The organism is Mycobacterium ulcerans subsp. shinshuense, from assembly GCF_002355775.1.
GTDB classification, from domain to species: domain Bacteria; phylum Actinomycetota; class Actinomycetes; order Mycobacteriales; family Mycobacteriaceae; genus Mycobacterium; species Mycobacterium marinum.
The window spans coordinates 5,740,015-5,757,376 of sequence record NZ_AP017624.1 but is presented as its reverse complement, the minus strand read 5'-3'; the positions used below and the strand labels follow the sequence as shown (position 1 = coordinate 5,757,376).

The 17,362-nt window shown below is 67.5% G+C and carries 14 protein-coding genes, 1 tRNA gene and 3 pseudogenes; 7 read left to right on the top strand and 11 right to left on the bottom strand.

Annotated features, from left to right (window positions below):
- Positions 1 to 8 precede the first annotated feature (8 nt).
- Complete coding sequence (locus tag SHTP_RS25605) at positions 9 to 314, top strand: ArsR/SmtB family transcription factor (RefSeq protein ID WP_011738479.1); 306 nt, start codon at positions 9 to 11, stop codon at positions 312 to 314.
- Complete coding sequence (locus SHTP_RS25600) at positions 311 to 727, top strand: VOC family protein (RefSeq protein ID WP_096372169.1); 417 nt, start codon at positions 311 to 313, stop codon at positions 725 to 727. The genes SHTP_RS25605 and SHTP_RS25600 overlap by 4 nt, the downstream gene beginning before the upstream one ends.
- Before the next feature lie 110 nt (positions 728 to 837).
- Here SHTP_RS25600 and SHTP_RS30585 read toward each other — a convergent pair.
- Positions 838 to 3,135: pseudogene (locus SHTP_RS30585) on the bottom strand (PE family protein).
- 286 nt (positions 3,136 to 3,421) lie between these two features.
- Here SHTP_RS30585 and SHTP_RS25590 point away from each other — a divergent pair.
- A complete protein-coding gene (locus SHTP_RS25590; RefSeq protein WP_096372168.1) occupies positions 3,422 to 4,777 on the top strand; it encodes an alpha/beta fold hydrolase in 1,356 nt (451 codons plus the stop codon).
- 44 nt (positions 4,778 to 4,821) lie between these two features.
- Here SHTP_RS25590 and wzm read toward each other — a convergent pair whose 3' ends face one another.
- Genes wzm through SHTP_RS25565 form a run of 5 tightly spaced genes read right to left on the bottom strand, consistent with a single transcriptional unit; the run spans position 4,822 to position 9,936 of the window.
- Positions 4,822 to 5,652: a galactan export ABC transporter permease subunit Wzm/RfbD gene (gene wzm, locus SHTP_RS25585; RefSeq protein ID WP_015357615.1), complete on the bottom strand. Its 831-nt coding sequence runs from the start codon at positions 5,650 to 5,652 to the stop codon at positions 4,822 to 4,824.
- Complete coding sequence (gene glfT1 / locus SHTP_RS25580) at positions 5,649 to 6,578, bottom strand: galactofuranosyltransferase GlfT1 (protein WP_015357614.1); 930 nt, start codon at positions 6,576 to 6,578, stop codon at positions 5,649 to 5,651. Before glfT1 ends, wzm begins: the two co-directional genes overlap by 4 nt.
- Positions 6,571 to 7,413, bottom strand: a complete 843-nt coding sequence (wzt, locus tag SHTP_RS25575) for a galactan export ABC transporter ATP-binding subunit Wzt/RfbE (RefSeq protein WP_096372167.1) — start codon at positions 7,411 to 7,413, stop codon at positions 6,571 to 6,573. The genes glfT1 and wzt overlap by 8 nt, the downstream gene beginning before the upstream one ends.
- 3 nt (positions 7,414 to 7,416) lie before the next feature.
- Positions 7,417 to 7,950 carry a bacterial proteasome activator family protein gene (locus SHTP_RS25570; RefSeq protein ID WP_096372166.1) on the bottom strand — a complete coding sequence of 178 codons (534 nt, stop codon included), beginning with the start codon at positions 7,948 to 7,950 and terminating at the stop codon, positions 7,417 to 7,419.
- A 12-nt stretch (positions 7,951 to 7,962) separates the two neighbouring features.
- Positions 7,963 to 9,936, bottom strand: a complete 1,974-nt coding sequence (locus SHTP_RS25565; protein WP_096372165.1) for a DUF6541 family protein — start codon at positions 9,934 to 9,936, stop codon at positions 7,963 to 7,965.
- 130 nt (positions 9,937 to 10,066) lie between these two features.
- On the opposite strand from SHTP_RS25565, the gene SHTP_RS25560 reads away from it, so the two are divergent.
- A complete protein-coding gene (locus SHTP_RS25560) occupies positions 10,067 to 11,263 on the top strand; it encodes a cysteine desulfurase-like protein (protein ID WP_096372164.1) in 1,197 nt (398 codons plus the stop codon).
- A gap of 39 nt (positions 11,264 to 11,302) precedes the next feature.
- On the opposite strand, the gene SHTP_RS25555 is transcribed toward SHTP_RS25560, so the two are convergent.
- Positions 11,303 to 12,286, bottom strand: coding sequence for an NAD(P)H-quinone oxidoreductase (locus tag SHTP_RS25555; protein WP_197706261.1), 984 nt, complete (start codon positions 12,284 to 12,286; stop codon positions 11,303 to 11,305).
- Between the two features lie 48 nt (positions 12,287 to 12,334).
- On the opposite strand from SHTP_RS25555, the gene SHTP_RS25550 reads away from it, so the two are divergent.
- Positions 12,335 to 12,424, top strand: a tRNA-Ser gene (locus tag SHTP_RS25550).
- A gap of 510 nt (positions 12,425 to 12,934) precedes the next feature.
- A pseudogene (locus SHTP_RS29500) lies at positions 12,935 to 13,420 on the top strand (PPE family protein); the annotation flags it as partial.
- A gap of 76 nt (positions 13,421 to 13,496) precedes the next feature.
- Here SHTP_RS29500 and SHTP_RS25540 read toward each other — a convergent pair.
- A pseudogene (locus SHTP_RS25540) lies at positions 13,497 to 14,276 on the bottom strand (serine hydrolase); the annotation flags it as partial.
- A 36-nt stretch (positions 14,277 to 14,312) separates the two neighbouring features.
- Complete coding sequence (locus tag SHTP_RS25535; protein WP_012396834.1) at positions 14,313 to 15,137, bottom strand: crotonase/enoyl-CoA hydratase family protein; 825 nt, start codon at positions 15,135 to 15,137, stop codon at positions 14,313 to 14,315.
- A 23-nt stretch (positions 15,138 to 15,160) separates the two neighbouring features.
- Here SHTP_RS25535 and SHTP_RS25530 point away from each other — a divergent pair, with 23 nt between their 5' ends.
- Positions 15,161 to 15,745, top strand: a complete 585-nt coding sequence (locus SHTP_RS25530) for a TIGR03086 family metal-binding protein (RefSeq protein WP_096372663.1) — start codon at positions 15,161 to 15,163, stop codon at positions 15,743 to 15,745.
- A 26-nt stretch (positions 15,746 to 15,771) separates the two neighbouring features.
- Here SHTP_RS25530 and SHTP_RS25525 read toward each other — a convergent pair whose 3' ends face one another.
- Both SHTP_RS25525 and SHTP_RS25520 read right to left on the bottom strand, forming a co-directional pair.
- Positions 15,772 to 16,230: a DUF4334 domain-containing protein gene (locus SHTP_RS25525; protein ID WP_015357607.1), complete on the bottom strand. Its 459-nt coding sequence runs from the start codon at positions 16,228 to 16,230 to the stop codon at positions 15,772 to 15,774.
- The gene (locus tag SHTP_RS25520) at positions 16,227 to 17,312 is read right to left on the bottom strand and encodes an aromatic amino acid aminotransferase (RefSeq protein ID WP_096372162.1); all 1,086 of its coding nucleotides are present in this window, start codon (positions 17,310 to 17,312) and stop codon (positions 16,227 to 16,229) included. The genes SHTP_RS25525 and SHTP_RS25520 overlap by 4 nt, the downstream gene beginning before the upstream one ends.
- Between the last annotated feature and the right edge of the window lie 50 nt (positions 17,313 to 17,362).

The window sequence follows — 17,362 nt, the reverse complement described above, 5'->3', positions numbered from 1 at the left end:
TGCATATCGTGCGGGAGGTGGGCGATGTCTTCAAGGCGCTGGCGGATCCCACCCGGCGTGTCATCCTCGGCGAGCTGACCGACCGGAACGGCCAAACTCTCTTCGAGATCTGCGCTCGTCTGACTACGAAACATGGGATTTGTTCGACACGACAGGCGATTTCGCAGCACCTCGATGTGCTGGAGGCGGCTGGGTTGATCGAAACGCAGCGCGGCGGCCGGCAAAAATTCCACTATCTCAACACCGCTCCCCTTGGCCAGATCGCCAAGAGGTGGCGCATCGATACCGCCGACTCCGGAAGAGGGACTACATGAGGATCAATCTGGCCAGTGTCCTGGTCGACGACCAAGACAAGGCACTGCGCTTCTACACCGAAATCCTCGGTTTCCAGACCAAACACGACGTTCCGATGGGCCAGTTCCGATGGATTACCGTTGTCTCACCGGAGGACCCCGACGGCACCGAGCTGGTCCTCGAGCCCGACGAGCACCCGGCGGCCAAGCCGTTCAAGGACGCGCTGAGCTCCGACGGGATTCCGTTCACGGCCTTCGCGGTCGACAACGTGCAAGCCGAGTTCGACCGACTCCAGGCCCTCGGTGTTCGCTTTACCCAGGAACCCACCGAGATGGGGCCGGTGACCACCGCGGTTCTCGACGACACCTGCGGCAATCTCATTCAGATCCAACAGGCCGGCTCGCAGCCCGCGAGTGAAGGGTCGGGCGGTTGATAGATGCCGAAATCTCGGGTGCGCGCGAAAAGTAAGGATTCTGCCGGGCCGCGGCGCTGTGCCAACTGGCCTGGCCCACCGGTGGTTACTCCGTAGGCGGGTGTCGCGTATCAGGGGAACCCAGGTCCGCCGTCGCCACCGTTGGCTCCGGAGCCATCGCCGCCGGAGCCTCCGGGGCCCGGGGTACCGGTTCCGGGGGAGGTACCGGCCATACCGGCTTGGCCGATAGATCCTGTGGCCCCGGTATCCCCGGACAGGCCGCTGGTGCCGTAGGGGGGACGGGGGTCGACGGGGTCGTAGCTAACGCCGCCGCTGCCGCCGTCGCCACCGGCACCGCCCTCACCGCCGGTTCCGCCGTTGCCGGCTGCGCCGCCGGTGCCGTTGGTGCCGGATTGTCCGTAGCTGCCGCCAGCACCCGCGGCGCCGCCGTCGCCGCCGTTGTCTCCGGTGCCCCCGGTGGCTCCGGTGCCGCCGTCGCCTCCGGCGCCACCTGTACCGCCGTTGCCGCCGTTGCCGTAGAGGCCGCCGGACCCGCCTGCTCCGCCCGCGCCGCCATTGCTACCGGTGCCGCCGGTGGCGCCGGTGCCGCCGTCGCCGCCGTCGCCGGCGTAGGCGGAGTTGCCCCAGGGAATGACGTAGTTGGCGTCGCCCCCGGCGCCGCCGTTGCCGCCGCTGCCCCCGCCGTACCCGCCGTTGCCGCCGTTGCCGCCGTCGCCGGCTTGGCCGGTGAATCCGTTGGCGCCGGACGACGTGCCGCCGGTGCCGCCGTCGCCGCCTGCGCCGCCGCCGTCGCCGCCTGCTCCGCCGTCGCCGCCCCAGCCGCCTACCAGGGGACCGGTGCCGCCGGTGCCGCCGGCGCCGCCTTGGGTGCCGGGGCCGTCGATACCGCCGGTTCCGCCATTGCCTCCGAAGGGATTCGTGTCGCCCTGGCCGCCGCTGTTGTAGCCGTCGCCGCCGGTGCCGCCTTGTTGTCCCGCGGTGGTGCCGTCGCTGCCGGTCGTACCGTTTCCGCCGTTGGTGGTGGTGCCGTCGGTTCCGGAGGTGGCGGTGCTGGTGACGGGGTGGGGGGTGGGGTTGGTGCCGGTGGTGCCGGTGGCGCCGTTGCCGCCGTTTCCGCCGGTGCCGCCGTTGCCGCCGTTGCCGCCGTTGAGGGTGGGGTCGGTGGAGGTGTAGCCGTCTCCGCCGCGTCCGCCGCTGCCGTTGGTGGTGGTGGGGGTGGCGCCGGCCAGGCCGTGGGCGCCGGTGTGTGAACCCGTCCCGCCGGTCCCGCCGGCGCCGCCGGCGCCGGGGTTACCGCCGTTGCCGCCGTCACCGCCGTCGAGGTGCAGGGCATCACCGTTGGCGCCGGCGCCGCCGTTGCCGGCGATCGCGCCGTTACCGCCGGTGCCGCCGTTACCGCCGGCCCCGGTTATCCCGGTGCTGCCGAATCAGCCGGTGCCACCGCCGGCCCCGCCGGCCCCGCCATCACCGCCGTTACCGCCGGCCCCGCCGTTACCGCCGGTGTCGCCGCTGGTCCCGGCGGTCGTCGCGGTTGCGCCCGCGCCTCCGCCTCCGCCCGCACCGCCGGCACCGCCGGCCCCGCCGGCTCCACCGTCGCCGCCGGCACTGAACAGCCAGCCGCCTCGGCCACCGGCCCCGCCCGCCCCGCCGGCCCCGCCGTCGTGTCCGGTCTGGCCGGTTTGTCCGGTCAAACCCTGGGCACCCGCCCCGCCGGCCCCGCCCGCGCCGCCATCACCGAACACCAGTCCGCCGCGCCCCCCGGCCCCACCGACACCGCCGTTTCCGCCGGCTGCACCGGCCCCGCCCGCCCCGCCGGCGCCTCCTGTGCCGGCCAGCCAACCGCCGTGCCCGCCGGCGCCGCCCGCGCCGCCCGTCCCGGCCGCGCCGCCGGCTCCGCCGCTGCCGATCAACCCGGCGTCGCCACCGCGGCCACCGGCCTGACCCGCCGCCCCGGCCCCGCCGTTGCCGCCGTTGCCCCACAAGAGGCCGCCCGCCCCGCCGTTGTGGCCGCTGCCCGCGGCCGCGTCAACACCGTCACCGATCAACGGGCGCCCCAACACCGCCATCGTCGGCGCGTTCACCGCACCGAGCACATCGTCGCCGACGGTCTGCAACACCGCCGCACCAGCGGCCTCGGTCCGGCCATAGGAGCCCGCGGCCGCGGCCAACGCCGCCACGAACCGCTGATGAAACGCCGCCGCCTGCGCACTGACCGCTTGATAGGCCTGAGCGTGGCCACCGAACAACCCCGCCACCGCTGCCGACACCTCATCGGCACCCAACGCGCCCAACACCGCCGCGGTCGGACCCGCCGCAGCCGAACTGGCCGCACCAACATTGGAACCGACACCAGCCAGTAGCGCGGCCGCCGACTCCAGCTCCTGCGCAGAAACCACCAGATAAGACATCACTGATCACCCCACCCCGGAACGGACCAAGACCACACCGCCCGGAATTCACCGGAGGTGACCATCAACGAAACTCAGATGGTAGCGGTGTGAGACCCGATGTTTCCTGAATTGGAGCAAGAAGTTTTTGGACGGTGTGGGTCGCCCTCATCGCGGTCATAGAAGAATGGCTGCCAGATGTCCGGTCGGTACGGTGGGCAACTCCCCGACGGACTCGCGAAGGGCCGGCGCAGGACCAATGCCGCCGCGACGAATGCCACGACTACGGTCGGCGACTTAGGAGACCATGAACGACGATTCAGAGCTGGCTGAATGGATCAGCGAGCAGCATTGGCGGCAACCAGTGCAGAGCACCGCAATGACCGTAGCAGACGGGGGCCGGTTTCGGGTCACCCGAGTCGGTGCGGGTCAGGGATCTCCGGTGGTGCTGCTCCCCGGGATGTTCGACAACCGTCGTCTGTATTTGTGGCCGGGTGGGGGTGGGCTGGCCGAAGCACTGGCCGATAGCGGCCTGGACGTATGGATCGTCGAGCGGCGCGGAGCAGGTGGGGTAGCCGTCGATACCGGGGTCCGCGCGGGCTGGGAGGAGATGGTTCGCATCGATCTGTCGGCCGTCCAACGGCTGATCGCCACCCACAACGGTCGTCCGGCATTCTGGGTGGCGCACTCGTTTGGTGGGGTGGCATTGGCCCGCGCCGCCGCACAGACGATGCAACAAGCGCAGGTCGCGGGGCTGGTGTTGGTGGAAAGCGCCGTCGATATCCCGTTGCTGGCGAATCGGGTGGTGGCCGCGACCGTGCAGGCCAGCATGTGGCGCGGTATGTTCCGGGCCCGGCTGTTTCGGCTCGGTCCCGAAGACGAGCCAGTGGCCGCCTTCCAAGACGCGATCTCCTGGGGCCGTGCCGAACGCGCTGGCGGCGAGTTGTCGGCGGCGCTGCAGGCCGTACACGTGCCCGCACTGGCCATCACAGCTCCCCGCGACGTCATCGCCCCCGCTGGGCGCTGCAAGCGGCTTGCGCAGGCATTCGGCAGCGCTGACCGGCGCATCCAATCCGCCGCACGCCGCCACGGATTCGCCCGCAATCACAACCACGAATCCCCGCTGCTGCATCCCTCGGCGAGTGCGGACGTGTTTCCGTTCCTACGTGACTGGTTTTCCGCGCGCCTCGACGAGTGCCCGCCGGACACCGCGGCTACCGCCCCGGTCGGGCGGCACCGCCTGCAATACACCGTCGAACTCGACGCTCCACCTGAGTGGACCTTCGACGTGCTCACCCACCATTGGGCGACTTTGTGGCCGGTACGCCACCGGCGGGTGCGGGCCGGGGTGCATCCCCGTGCGCCGGACGGTCTGCGGTCGGTCCGGGCGCAACGCGCGTTGGGCGTCTGGCCGATCCAGGAGGAGATTGTCGGTCACCGGCCGGCGCGGCTGATCGAATATCGGACCATTCGCGGCCCGGTGCGCAATCATTTCGGCCGCATCGAACTCGCCGCCGTCCCCGGACGCGGCACACAGCTGGACTACTCGATCAGCTTCGACACCCCGGCGTGGTTGCCCGGGCGCTTGCTGGCCGCCGTGCTGGATGTGACCTGGCGTTTCTACAGCCTGCCCCGGCTACGGCACCAAACCGGCGGCGGCTGATAGGCAAAGCACCAAGACGGGTTGGGTTGATACCGCTGGCGGCGCTACACCCAGTAGGGCACCCGCGCGCGGTATTGCCGCATCGCGAACGCCGCCAGCACCCAGCCGACGATCGTCAGTGCGATCACCACCAGCCAGTGCCTCAGCTCTTGATGGGCACCCAGCAATGGCGCGCGGACGATGTCGAGGTAGTGCAGCAGGGGATTGAGTTCGACAATGCGTGCCCACCGGCCCGCGCCCTGGCGGTGCAGGGTCTCGTCGTTCCAGATGATCGGCGTCATGAAGAACAGCAGCTGCACCAGCGAATTGAGCAGCGGTGCGATGTCGCGATAGCGAGTCGCCAGGATGCCGAAACATAATGACACCCATACACAATTGAGCACGATCAACCCCAGCGCCGGCACCACCGACAGGTCCGCCCAGGACCACGGCTTGGGAAAGATGATCGCGACGACGAAGTAGATCACGATGTTGTGTGCGAAGAAGATCATCTGCCGCCAAACCAGCCGGTAGACGTGCACGCTCAACGGTGCCGGCAGCTGTTTGATCAAGCCTTCGTTGGAGACGAAGACGTCGGCGCCGTCCAGGATGGCCGCGTTGATCAGATTCCAGATGATCAGCCCCAGGGTGACGTAGGGCAGATGTGCGGACAGCTCGAGGTGGAAGAGCTTGGAATACAGCCCGCCCATCGCCAGGGCGGTGGTGCCGGTCGCGATGGTGATCCAGAACGGCCCCAGCACCGATCTGCGGTAGCGCTGTTTGATGTCCTGCCAGCCCAGGTGCAACCACAGCTCGTGGCGCCGAAAGCCCTCCAGCAGGTCACCCCGGGCGCGGGCGAACGTCCTGGACTGGGCCGCCGCGTCGATGAACGTCATCTGGATCCTCCAAGATCGGGCTTTCCGAACTTCTCGTGACGCCCCAAGCGGCGCAACCGAATCCACTCCCGCAGACCCTTGGGGTCGTGGCGGGTCACCAGGAAGAACCAGCCGAACCTCAGCCACTCTTGGGGCAGCAACTTACGCAGGCCGGGCTGAGACAACACGTAGCCGCGGTTGCGGTAGGTGAAGAACCGTTTGCCGGGGTCGTCAGGGTATTGGGTGTGCATCCGGCCGCCGAGGATCGGTTTGAACTCGTCCGATCCGCACGGGTGCAGATAGGCCGTGTCCAGGCAGGTTCCGAAGGGTAGTCCGGACCGAACCAGCCGGCGGTGGATCTCCACCTCGTCACCCCGGATGAAAAGCCTCAGGTCCGGGACGCCGATCGCTTCCAGCGTCGACGCGCGGAACAGCGCTCCGTTGAACAGCGAGGCTATTCCTGCCAGCAACTCCTGGCCCGCCTCGGTGCGCAATTCGCTGGCGTGCCTGCGCCACACCAGGCCACGCCGCAACGGAAAGGCCAGGCGCTGCGGGTCGTCCATGTTGCAGACGACCGGCGACACTTCGGCCAGCCCGTACTTTTCGGCGCATGCCAACAGGGTCGCCAATACGCCGGTGTCCCGGGGGCGCCCGTCGTCGTCGGCCAGCCACACCCAGTCGGCCCCCAGCGCCAGCGCGTGCAACATGCCGAGCGCGAAACCGCCCGCGCCGCCGAGGTTTCGACGTGACTTCAAGTAGGTGGTGGGGATCGGTTGTCCCGCAACAAGATCGCCAACCCGGTTGGCGCCGGAGCCCTCGGCAGCGTCGTTGTCGATCACGATCAGGTGATCGGGCAACCTGGTCTGGGTGCTCAGCACGTCCAGCGACTTGGCCAGCTCATCGGGGCGCCGGTGGGTGACCACGACGGCGATGACGGTGTCACTCATCCCCGGAAGCTTTGTGCGCCAGCGGCTGTTGAGCGACGTTGTCACGCTGCGTTTCGGCCAGCACGTCGCGCACGTGGCGGGCCGCGTCTTCGCCCTCGTAGGCCCGCACGACGTCCTCGATCCCGCCGCTGAGCTTGATCTCGCTGTGGTCGATCCACATCGCCGTCTTGCACAGCCGCGCCAGGAACTCGTTGGAATGGCTTGCAAAAACCAGGATTCCGGAACGCTCCACCAAACTCTGCAGCCGGGACTGGGCCTTCTTGAGGAACTCCGCGTCCACCGCGCCAATGCCTTCGTCAAGCAGCAGGATTTCCGGGTCGATGCTGGTCACCACGCCCATGGCCAGCCGGACGCGCATGCCGGTGGAATAGGTGCGCAATGGCATGGACAGGTAGTCGCCCAACTCGGTGAATTCGGCGATTTCGTCGACCTTGGCCAGCATCTGCTTGCGGGTCTGCCCCAGGAACAGGCCGCGGATGATGATGTTCTCGTAGCCGGAGATTTCGGGGTCCATGCCGATCCCCAGGTCGAAGACCGGCGCCACCCGGCCGGTGACCTTGGCCAGCCCACGGGTCGGCTCGTAGATGCCGGACAACAAGCGCAGCAGCGTGGATTTTCCGGCCCCGTTGTGGCCGACCAAGCCGACCCGGTCACCGTGTTCCAGGGACATGGTGATGTCCCGCAGGGCCTCGATGACGACGACGTTGGAGCTGTTGCGGCCGATGGAACCGCCGGCCTTGCCCAGGAAGGCCTTCTTCAGCGAGCGCGACTTGGCATCGAAGATGGGGAATTCGACCCACGCGTCGCGGGTTTCGATCCGTGGCAGTTCAGACACGGTCTAGAGGTACTGTCCGGTGCCGTGACCGTGGGGTCCCGGTTTGCCGATGCCTGGAGGCAGCGCACCCTGGCGCATCTGCTCCAGCTGCGCGCGCGCTGCCATCTGTTGGGCGAACAGGGCGGTCTGGATGCCGTGGAACAGCCCTTCGAGCCATCCGACCAGTTGCGCCTGTGCGATGCGCAACTCCGCGTCCGACGGCGCGGAGTCCTCGTTGAACGGCAGGGTCAGCCGGTCGAGCTCTTCGCGCAGTTCGGGTGCCAGACCGTCTTCGAGTTCGCGGATGCTGGTGGCATGGATGTCGCGCAACCGGTTGCGGCTGGCTTCATCTAGCGGTGCGGCCCGGACCTCTTCGAGCAGTTGCTTGATCATGGTGCCGATGCGCATCACCTTGGCGGGCTGTTCCACCAGGTCGGTCAGTGAGCGCTCGTCGGAGTCTCCGTCGGTTACCGCCATGAGCCTCGGGTCGATGCCACCGATGACCTCGACGTCCTCGGCCTCCGGGTCATCGTTGCCGGTACTCAATCCAGTCACCATCCTCTTACGTACCTACTTGGAGTGCGTCTGTGCGGTCTTGCCGCTCCACTCGTAAATTCGGGCTCCACCGTTGTCGTAAATTTTCTTCCACGACGGGGAATTCTCCAGAGAGACTAGCCCGTCGGGAACGGCGAACCCTCTGACCGTCGGGCTGCTGGTCAGGATGTAGCGAATATTGAGCACCTTGATCGACTCGACTACCCGGGGATCGGAATCGCCTCTACCTGCGTAGGCCCAGAAAATAAACCGGTGGTATCCCGGCCCCTGCTGCACGGGATAGTCGTAGTGGGTCCACAACGGATGCAGACCCGCCACGGCGTACATCCAGGCGGTGCCGTCGGTGTTGGCATTGCCGATCATGGTGTCGCGCGCGCCGGGCAGCGTCGCCAGGTACGCCATGGCGTCGAGGTCCTTCTGGTCGATCATCACCGAGTCGTACTTGTCGCCGAACAGGAACCGATGGCGCGGAAAGTAGTGCCAGGTGCTGACCAGGCAGACCCCCAGCAGTAGCGCCACGGTGACCGAGACCCAGAACGGTTGGGGCAGTGGCCGGAATTGATCCGTGAGTCCCCGCGCCGCCGCCACCACCAGCGTGACGATCCAGAACAAAGCCACGCCGGCCATCAGCATCAGCAGCAGCGTGGTGGCGGCCGCGATGCGGCGTGGATCGTTGTAGAAGAACTCGCCGAGCGACCCGGCCATCGCATCGATCGGACCGCCCAAGGGGGTTCCCGCATTGACGTTCATGACGACCAGCAGCAGCCACACCGCCAGCGGCCACCAAATCTTTTTGATCAGCAGAATGAACCCGCCGATCGCGGCCAGCGCAATCAGCGCGTACTGCACCGGGAAGTCGTTGAGATGGCGCGAATGCTGGAACACCGCATCGAACACGCCCCGCTTCTTGCTCAGGTAGGTGAGAAACGAATGACCGGCGATGATGTCTTCCTGCTGTTCCACGCTGATGAACTGTGGCAACATGATCAACCCGGAAATCGCGGCCACCCCCGCCAGCGTCGCCAGATCGGCCAGCCGGCCCCGCACCGGATGCCACAGCGCCTCGAACAACCACCAGGCTGCGACCAAGAGCACGACCACCATGCCGCCCGCGATGTGCACCGACAGCACCCCCACCAGTGCCAGCACCGCTATCGGAATGCGGTCGCGGTGCCGCGGTGTCGAGGTGATCAACACCATCGCGGGTACCGCGACGCCGTAGGAGGCCAGATTGGGCATGGCCGCGGTGCCGAATTCCACGTAGGGCAGCGCGGTGAACGATGCGGACAGCGCCGCTGCTGTCGCCGCGGAGCCCGCGGTGCGCCATTCCGTCAGGTGGCCGCGCATCGCGCGCCAGGTCAGCGTTGCCGCGCTGACCGGAAACAGCCAGATCGCTGCGGCCAGCGAGTTCAGTGTGTAGCCGGTGGTGGGCGCCGCGCCGGTGAGTTGGCAGAACACCGTGGTCAGGCCATGAAACACCGAGGGGTAGTACAGCAGCGCATGGGTTTCGACGTTGCGCAGCTCGCCCATGTGGGTAGGGGAGGCCTGGCCGGTGTCGAGAATGAAGCGCACGGTGTTGGCGTGCCAGACCGCGTCCCAGGTGCTGGGGATGGACTGCCAGTGCGGGATGCCCCGGTAGGCCGCCCAGGCAATGAACAGCGTCCCCAGCGCCACGCCCGCCGCGACGGTGAGCGCCGGGCCGCGGCTGACACCGCGGGCTTCTGCCTCCTTGTCGCGAAAGCGGCCGAGTAGCAGCTGGAAACCCGTTACCGCCGCGGCCACGACCGCCAGCGCCAGCAGCGCTGTCCAGCCGTTCCACGGGATGCCGAGCGCGCCGTAGGGGACGATCGCCAGTGCGATCACGCCGTAGGTCAGCGGCGGGCCCACCGCGATAGCGATCGGCCAACGGAGCTGCGCGATACGTGCGATGAGGGTCCCCGGCGCGATCAGCAGGATCAATGCGATCAGCGTTCCAAACCACAAGGTCACTCGACTAGTATGGCGGGGCCGGGTGACCTGGCTCCGGAAGCCGGAACGGTTGGAATGTCTGGAACGATCCGGGCCACCCGCTAAACGTCACCAATCCGCGTGAGTGGCTAGATTCTCTAAGGTGGCAGGCATGGCATATGACGTCGCCCGGGTGCGTGGACTGCACCCGTCCTTGGGCGACGGGTGGGTGCATTTCGATGCACCCGCCGGCATGCTCATTCCCGATTCGGTCGCGACCACTGTGTCCACGGCCTTCCGGCGTTCGGCCGCCAGCACCGCGGGCGCGCATCCGTCCGCCCGGCGCAGCGCCGCCGTGCTGCAAACGGCGCGGGAGGCGGTGGCCGATCTGGTCAACGCCGACCCGGCCGGTGTGGTGCTGGGCGCCGACCGTGCCGTGCTGTTGTCGGCACTGGCCGAGGCGTCGTCCTCACGCGCGGGGCTGGGGTACGAGGTGATCGTCAGCCGCCTCGACGACGAAGCCAACATCGCCCCCTGGCTGCGCGCCGCCCACCGCTACGGGGCCAAGGTGAAGTGGGCCGAGGTCGACATCGAGACCGGTGAGCTACCGACCTGGCAATGGGAGAGCCTGATCAGCAAGTCGACCCGGCTGGTCGCCGTCACCTCGGCTTCGGGAACCCTGGGCGCTGTCACCGATCTGCGGGCGATGACCAAGCTGGTTCACGACATCGGCGGCCTGGTCGTCGTCGACCATTCCGCCGCGGCGCCCTACCGGCTTTTCGACATCAAGGAGACCGAGGCCGACGTGGTCGCGATGAACGCGGTCGGCTGGGGCGGTCCGCCCATCGGGGCGATGGTCTTTCGGGAACCGGCGCTCATGCACAGCTTCAGCTCGGTGTCGACCGATCCGCACGCGACCGGCCCGGAACGGCTGGAGACCGGTTTACACCAATTCGGATTCCTGGCCGGTGTGGTCGCCAGCATCGAATACCTCGCCTCGCTCGACGAGTCGGCGCGCGGAACGCGGCGCGAGCGCCTGTCGGTATCGATGCAGTCCGCGTCGGCCTACTTGAACCGGATCTTCGACTACCTGATGGTCTCGCTACGGTCGCTGCCGCTGGTGATGTTGATCGGCCGACCGGAGGCGCGGATACCGGTGGTCAGCTTCGCGCTGCAGGACGTGCCGGCCGACCGGGTGGTGCAGCGCTTGGCCGACAACGGCATCCTGGCGGTTTCCAACTCCAGTTCGCGGGTTTTCGATGTGTTGGGCGTCAACGATGCCGGCGGCGCGGTGACCGTCGGGTTGGCCCACTATTCGACGATGGCCGAAGTGGACCAGCTGGTGCGTGCGCTGGCCTCGTTGGGCTGAGCCCGGGGGTTGGGGGTTTCCCGACGGCCTACGTTCGGGCTAGCCGTCGACGGTGAGCAGGATCTTTCCGTAGCTCTGACCTGACAGCAGCAGTTGATGCGCCTGTGCCGCCTGCCCGATGGGCAGTCGGGAGCCGATGATGGGCCGCACCCGGTTGCTGGCGATCATCGGCCAGACCGAGGCCGTCACGGCCTGGGCGATCACGGCCTTGCCGTTCGGACCCTGCAGCGGCCGGGCCCGCAGCGTGGTGCCGATGACGCGAGCACGTTTGGTCAGCAGTTTGCCCAGGTTGAGTTCCGCTTTGATCCCGCCCTGCATGCCGATGATCACCAGCTGTCCGTCCACGGCCAGCGCGTCGACGTTGCGGTCCAGGTAGGCCGCGCCCATGATGTCGAGGATCACGTCGGCACCCGAACCGTCGGTCTCTTGCTTCAGGCGCGCCACGAAGTCCTCGTCGCGGTAATTGATGGTGATCTGGGCTCCCAGATCGCGACACAGCTGCAGCTTCTCGGACGACCCCGCGGTGACCGCCACTCGGGCGCCCAACGCGGTGCAGACCTGGATTGCGTGGCTGCCGATGCCGCAGGCGCCACCGTGAATCAGCACCAGCTGACCCGGCCCCAGGTGCGCGGTCATCACCAGGTTCGACCACACCGTGCAGGCGACCTCGGGCAGTGCCGCGGCGTCGATCAGGCTGACTCCGGGGGGCATCGGTAGCACCTGGCCGGCCGGAACGGCCACATACTCGGCGTAGCCACCACCGGCCAGTAGTGCGCAAACCTCTTGTCCGGCAGACCATTCCGTGACACCGTCGCCGATATCGATGATGGTGCCGCTGACTTCCATGCCGATGATCTCGCTGGCTCCCGGCGGCGGGGGATACTTGCCGGCGGCCTGCAAGACGTCCGCGCGGTTGACGCCGGCGGCGGCGACCTTGATGACCACCTCGCCTGCCCCGGCCGTGACATCGGGTACTTGCTGCCAAACCAGATGATCCGCGGATTCGGCGACGATGGCGTGCACGAACGCCACGCTACTACCTCGGAATCGGGCCCAGTTACCCTTAGCAGCGGTGGCGTGGCAGAGCGGCCTAATGCACTCGCCTTGAAAGCGAGAGACGGCTAAAACCGTCCGGGGGTTCAAATCCCTCCGTCACCGCCATGTGATCGATCGAGCCGTCGGCGACCGTGCTGGCGGTCGCGCTACCGCGTGGTCGCGCCCTATGCGGAGCTCAGTAGCGGCTCAGTAGCGGTTCAGTAGCGGCTCGATAGCAGCCCGGTAGCGGCTCAGTAGCAAGGCACCCGGACCGCACTTCCGCGCGGTGAGCAGTCGGCTGGCGCGGCCCGCACGTGCCGTAGAGACTTTGCCGGCCGAGGATTTTCGTGAGCAAGATCGACCCCCGGCAAGTTTTCGGCAGCGCCTTTGAGAATTCGCAACTACGCATTCTTGTTTGAGCATTCGCGGCTGGGTATTCGCAACCGAGTAGTCGCATTTTGGCATCTTCCGGAGTCTCGTAACTTCGGGATCAAAACCCCGGCGACGCCACCGTTCCTGTCACGAAAAACTGGCAACTGGAGGGCATTTCGTATAGAAAGTGGTGGCAGAAGGCGGCCGCTGCACTGCCGCGCATTTGGTTATTAATGGCACCCCTCGAGGACAGGGAGAGCATTAGTGAATTTCTTGGTCGATCCGCCGGAATTAACGCCGGCGCGAATTTATTCCCGTCCGGGTTCGGGGCAGATGTTCTCGGCCGCGCAGGCCTGGAATGGGTTAGCTGCGGAGTTACGCCTGGCGGCGTCCTCGTTCGAGTCGGTGACCGCAAACCTGATGGCTGGGGCCTGGCAGGGCGCGTCGGCGACGGCGATGGCGGCAGTAGCTACTCCCCATGCGGGACTGTTGCAGGGCCTGGCGGGCCAGGCCGAACAGGCCGCCGCCCAGGCCCGGGTAGTGGCAAGCGCCTTTGAGGCGGTGCGCGCGGCCACGGTGCACCCGGCCTTGGTCGCGGCCAACCGCGCTCAGTTTGTGTCGCTGGCGCTCTCGAACATCTTCGGGCAGAACGCGCCCGCGATCGCGGCGGTTGAGTCGGACTACGAGGAGATGTGGGCGCAGGACGTGACCGCGATGGTCGGTTATCACTCGACCAGCTCGGCGGCCGCCGAACAGTTGACCCCGTTTCATCGGATGTTGGCGGGCCTGTCTGGCCGGTCGGTCAGCTCGGCGGTGGCTGGCGGTCGCCGCCGATCGCCTTGCGGAACGCCGCGGCGATCACCGGGGGCAACGGGCGCCCGGTGGCGTGGCTGGGCGCCACCAGCGGGAGGTCCTCCTCGGCGACGCCGAAGTTGGTCCAGCGAAAGCCCAGCGGGTCGAGGATCTCGGTGGCAAGGATGTCGCGAATCTCCTTGCCGGTGGTGGCCCAGATGATCTCGCGCATCAACGGTCCCCAGGTCAGCGCGTGGTAGATGTGCACCAGCCCCGGCGGGTAGAGCGGCCGCAGCTCGCCCAGCTTGCGTGCGGCGTACTCGTGGTCGTCGGCCCGGGTGACGTCGGGGCGGGGCCCGGTGGGGAAGGGGACGCCGGCACTGTGGGTCAGCACGTGCCGGATGGTGGTGCGGTCTTTGCCGTGGCTGGTGTAGCTGGGTATGTACTCGCAGACGCGGTCATCGAGCGAGAAGTGCCCGCGTTCGGCCAGCATGTGCACGACCGTGGCGGTGATGGCCTTGGCCGAGGAATACGTACAGAACGGTGTATCGGTGCTGACCGGGATTTACTCGGCGTCGGGCGCATCGCTGGGTGCGTTACCCCAGCCGTGGCCAATCGCCCGGTTGAGCACCACCCGGCCGTTGTGCCTGATGCACAACTGGATCGCCGGATGCATCCCGGCTTGGTACCAGTACCGAGTGGCCTGCCAGATCCGCTCGATAGCCGCACTGTCGATTTCGGAGTGATCTTCCGCACCGCGCGCCGTGACGGCGTCAAGGTCGGCCGGGACTCGAATCCTGCCGTCTTCGGTCATACTCGCCACACCGCGAGGGTACGTGGAGGCCGCCGCCTACTCCCCGGTGAACTGGGGAGGCCGCTTGGCGAAGGTCGCCGATATTCCCTCGGTGAGGTCCTTGGACGGCAGAAACGCCGCATTCCAGGCCGCGACGTAGCGCAGGTTTTCCGCGACGGCCGACGCGCGCTGCTGGTCGAGGACGTCTTTGACGCCGTACACCGCCAGCGGGGGATTGGCGGCAATTTCGGTGGCGGTGGCGTGGGCGGCGGCCAAGGTTGCATCGGCGTCTTCGAACACCTGGTTGACCAGGCCGATCTTCTCGGCCCGAGCGGCGTCGATATCCCGACCGGTCAGCGCCAGCTCCCGCAGATGCCCGTCGTTGAGGATCATCGGAAGCCGGGCCAGGCTGCCCATGTCGGCGACGATGGCGAGCTTGACCTCGCGTATCGAGAACTTCGCATCGGCGCTCGCGTAGCGCATGTCCACCGCCGAGATCAGGTCGACGCCGCCGCCAATGCACCAGCCGTGCACCGACGCGATGGTCGGGGTCCGGCAATCGGCGACCGCATTGGTCGCCTTCTGCATCCGCAGCACCTCGGCATGAAAGTCGGTGCGGGGACGCGCGAGCGCCCCTTCGGCCATCAGCGGGGCGAAAGTTCCGCCCATCGCCGGCACGTCCAGTCCGTAACTGAAGTTCTTGCCCGACCCGGTGATGACGATCGCCCGCACATCACGGTCGGCGTCCAGCGCCGCGAAGACTTCCGGCAGCTCCGACCAGAAAGCGGGCCCCATTGCATTGCCCTTGCCCGGCCCGATCAACGTCACCTGTGCGACCTGGTCTTTGATCTCGACGGTGACAGATTCGTATGTTTCGCCCATGTCCAGACCGTAGCGTGGCGGACATGGCCTCTGATTTGCGACCCGGACCAGATTCTCCGCCGACCGACGAGCTGGCCAGCGCCGAACGCGCCCTGGCGGTCCTGCAGCAGGTGCTGCACCCGATCGGAGATGGTGACCTGTTCCGGCCAACGCCGTGCCCCGAGTACGACGTGTCCGGGCTGACTGGGCACTTGCTGAACTCCATCGTGGTCCTCGGCGGTATGGCCGGCGCCGAATTCACGATGCGCGACCACACCTCCACGCCGGAAGGCCAGGTGGTCAGCGTCGCGCGCCCGGCACTGGATGCCTGGCATCGCCGCGGCATGGATGGCGACGTGCCGCTGGGCCCCGCCTCGATGCCCGCCAGGGTGGCCGTCTCGGTGTTCTCGATTGAATTCCTGGTGCACGCGTGGGACTACGCGACGGCGGTGGGGCATGACATTCACGTCCCGGACTCGCTGGCCGACTATGTCCTGGGTTTAGCGCAGAACCTGATCCAGCCGCACGAACGCGGTGCCGCCGGGATCGATGATCCGGTCCAGGTTGGCGACGATGTCCGCGGGCTGCACCGGCTGGTCGCCTTCACCGGCCGCAACCCGATCAGGTAGGCACCCTCGACGCCTCTGCGCGGGCCCTACACCCGTTCCAGATAGAAGTAGTAGTAGCGGCCGTTATCGAGAACGCCTTTGCCGTTCATGATGCCCATCACCGCGTCGTCGTCGATCCGCTTGAAGTGGTCGTGCACGGGCTGGCCGTCGTAGACCATCGTGGCGGTGGTTTCACCCCGAAAGTCCTCGAGCCACAGGCTGGCCTCGCCCTTGCCCATCGCCACGTTGGAGAACTTCTGCCCATCGGCGTCCAGGCACACCAGCGGCTGCACATCGGTGGGGGAGGTGAAGGTCTTGCCGAACCAGCGGGCCTTTTCCAACTGCCCGTTCATCTTGTGACCGGTGTCGAACTCACCGCCCTTCCACTCGCCGATCATGCCGTCGATGCTTGCCGGTTCCAGGGTCGCCCAGAAGTCGTCGAGCTCGGCATCCGGAATCGCACCCACGCGGTTTTTGAACTCGGTGAACGTGTCACGGGCGTTCATCGCGCACCGTCGCGGTGGGTGATCCAGCAGCGGGCGAACCGCAGCAGGGCGTCGTTCTCTTCGGGAGCGGCAATGGTGACTCGCACCCCGTCGGCCCCGTAAGGGCGGACCACGATGTGCGCCTTGGCGGCCTGTGTGACGAAGTCGGTGGTCCGGTCTTCCAGCGGTAGCCACACGAAGTTGGCCTGTGACGGCGGCACGGTGAAGCCGGCGGCACGCAGTTCGGCGCTGACCCTGCCGCGTTCGGCCACCACCGCGTCGGTGCGGGCCAACAGCTCATCGGCGGCCTGCACCGAGGCGATGGCCGCGGCCTGGGCGAGGCTGGACACGGTGAACGGCACGTAGACCTTGTCCAGCGCGGCGATCACGTCGGGCTGCCCCACCGCGTAGCCGACGCGCAGGCCCGCCAGGCCGTACGCCTTGGAGAAGGTCCGCAAGACCACGACGTTGCTGTGAGTGCGGACCAGGTGCGGGCTGTCGGGAACCGTGCCGTCGCGCAGGTACTCGACGTAGGCCTCGTCGATGGCGACCAGGATGTGCGGCGGAACCGAGCGAACGAACTCGGCGAGAGCCTCCGGCTGCACCACCGTCGACGTCGGGTTGTTCGGGTTGCAGACGACGATCAGCCGGGTGCGCTCGGTCACCGCGGCCAGCATCGCCTCGAGGTCGAAGGTGTGGTTGGTCAGCGGCACCTGAATGGCGGTGGCGCCGGCCACCTGCACCTGGGGTGGGTAGAGCTCGAAGCTGCGCCACCCGAAAATCACCTCGTCTCCCACCGACGCGGTGATCTGCACCAGCTGCTGGCACAGACTCACCGAACCGCACCCGACGGCGATGTGCTCGGGGCCGAAGTCCGCCGCGCTCAGCGAGCTAACGTGGCGGGCCAACGCCGCCTTGACCGCAAGGCAGCCGTTGTCGGGGTAGCGGTTGATCGACTGGGTGGCGTGTTCGATGGCCGCGCGCACGCTGGGCAGGGGGCCGAACACCGTCTCATTGCTGGCCAGTTTGATGGCTCCCGGCACTGTTTTGCCGGGAACGTAGACTGGCAACCCGGCCAATACGGGGCGTAGGCGGGCGGTCACTTCGACAGCATATGTTGCGGCTGTGTACGCTAAGCCTCCGGCGGCTCGGG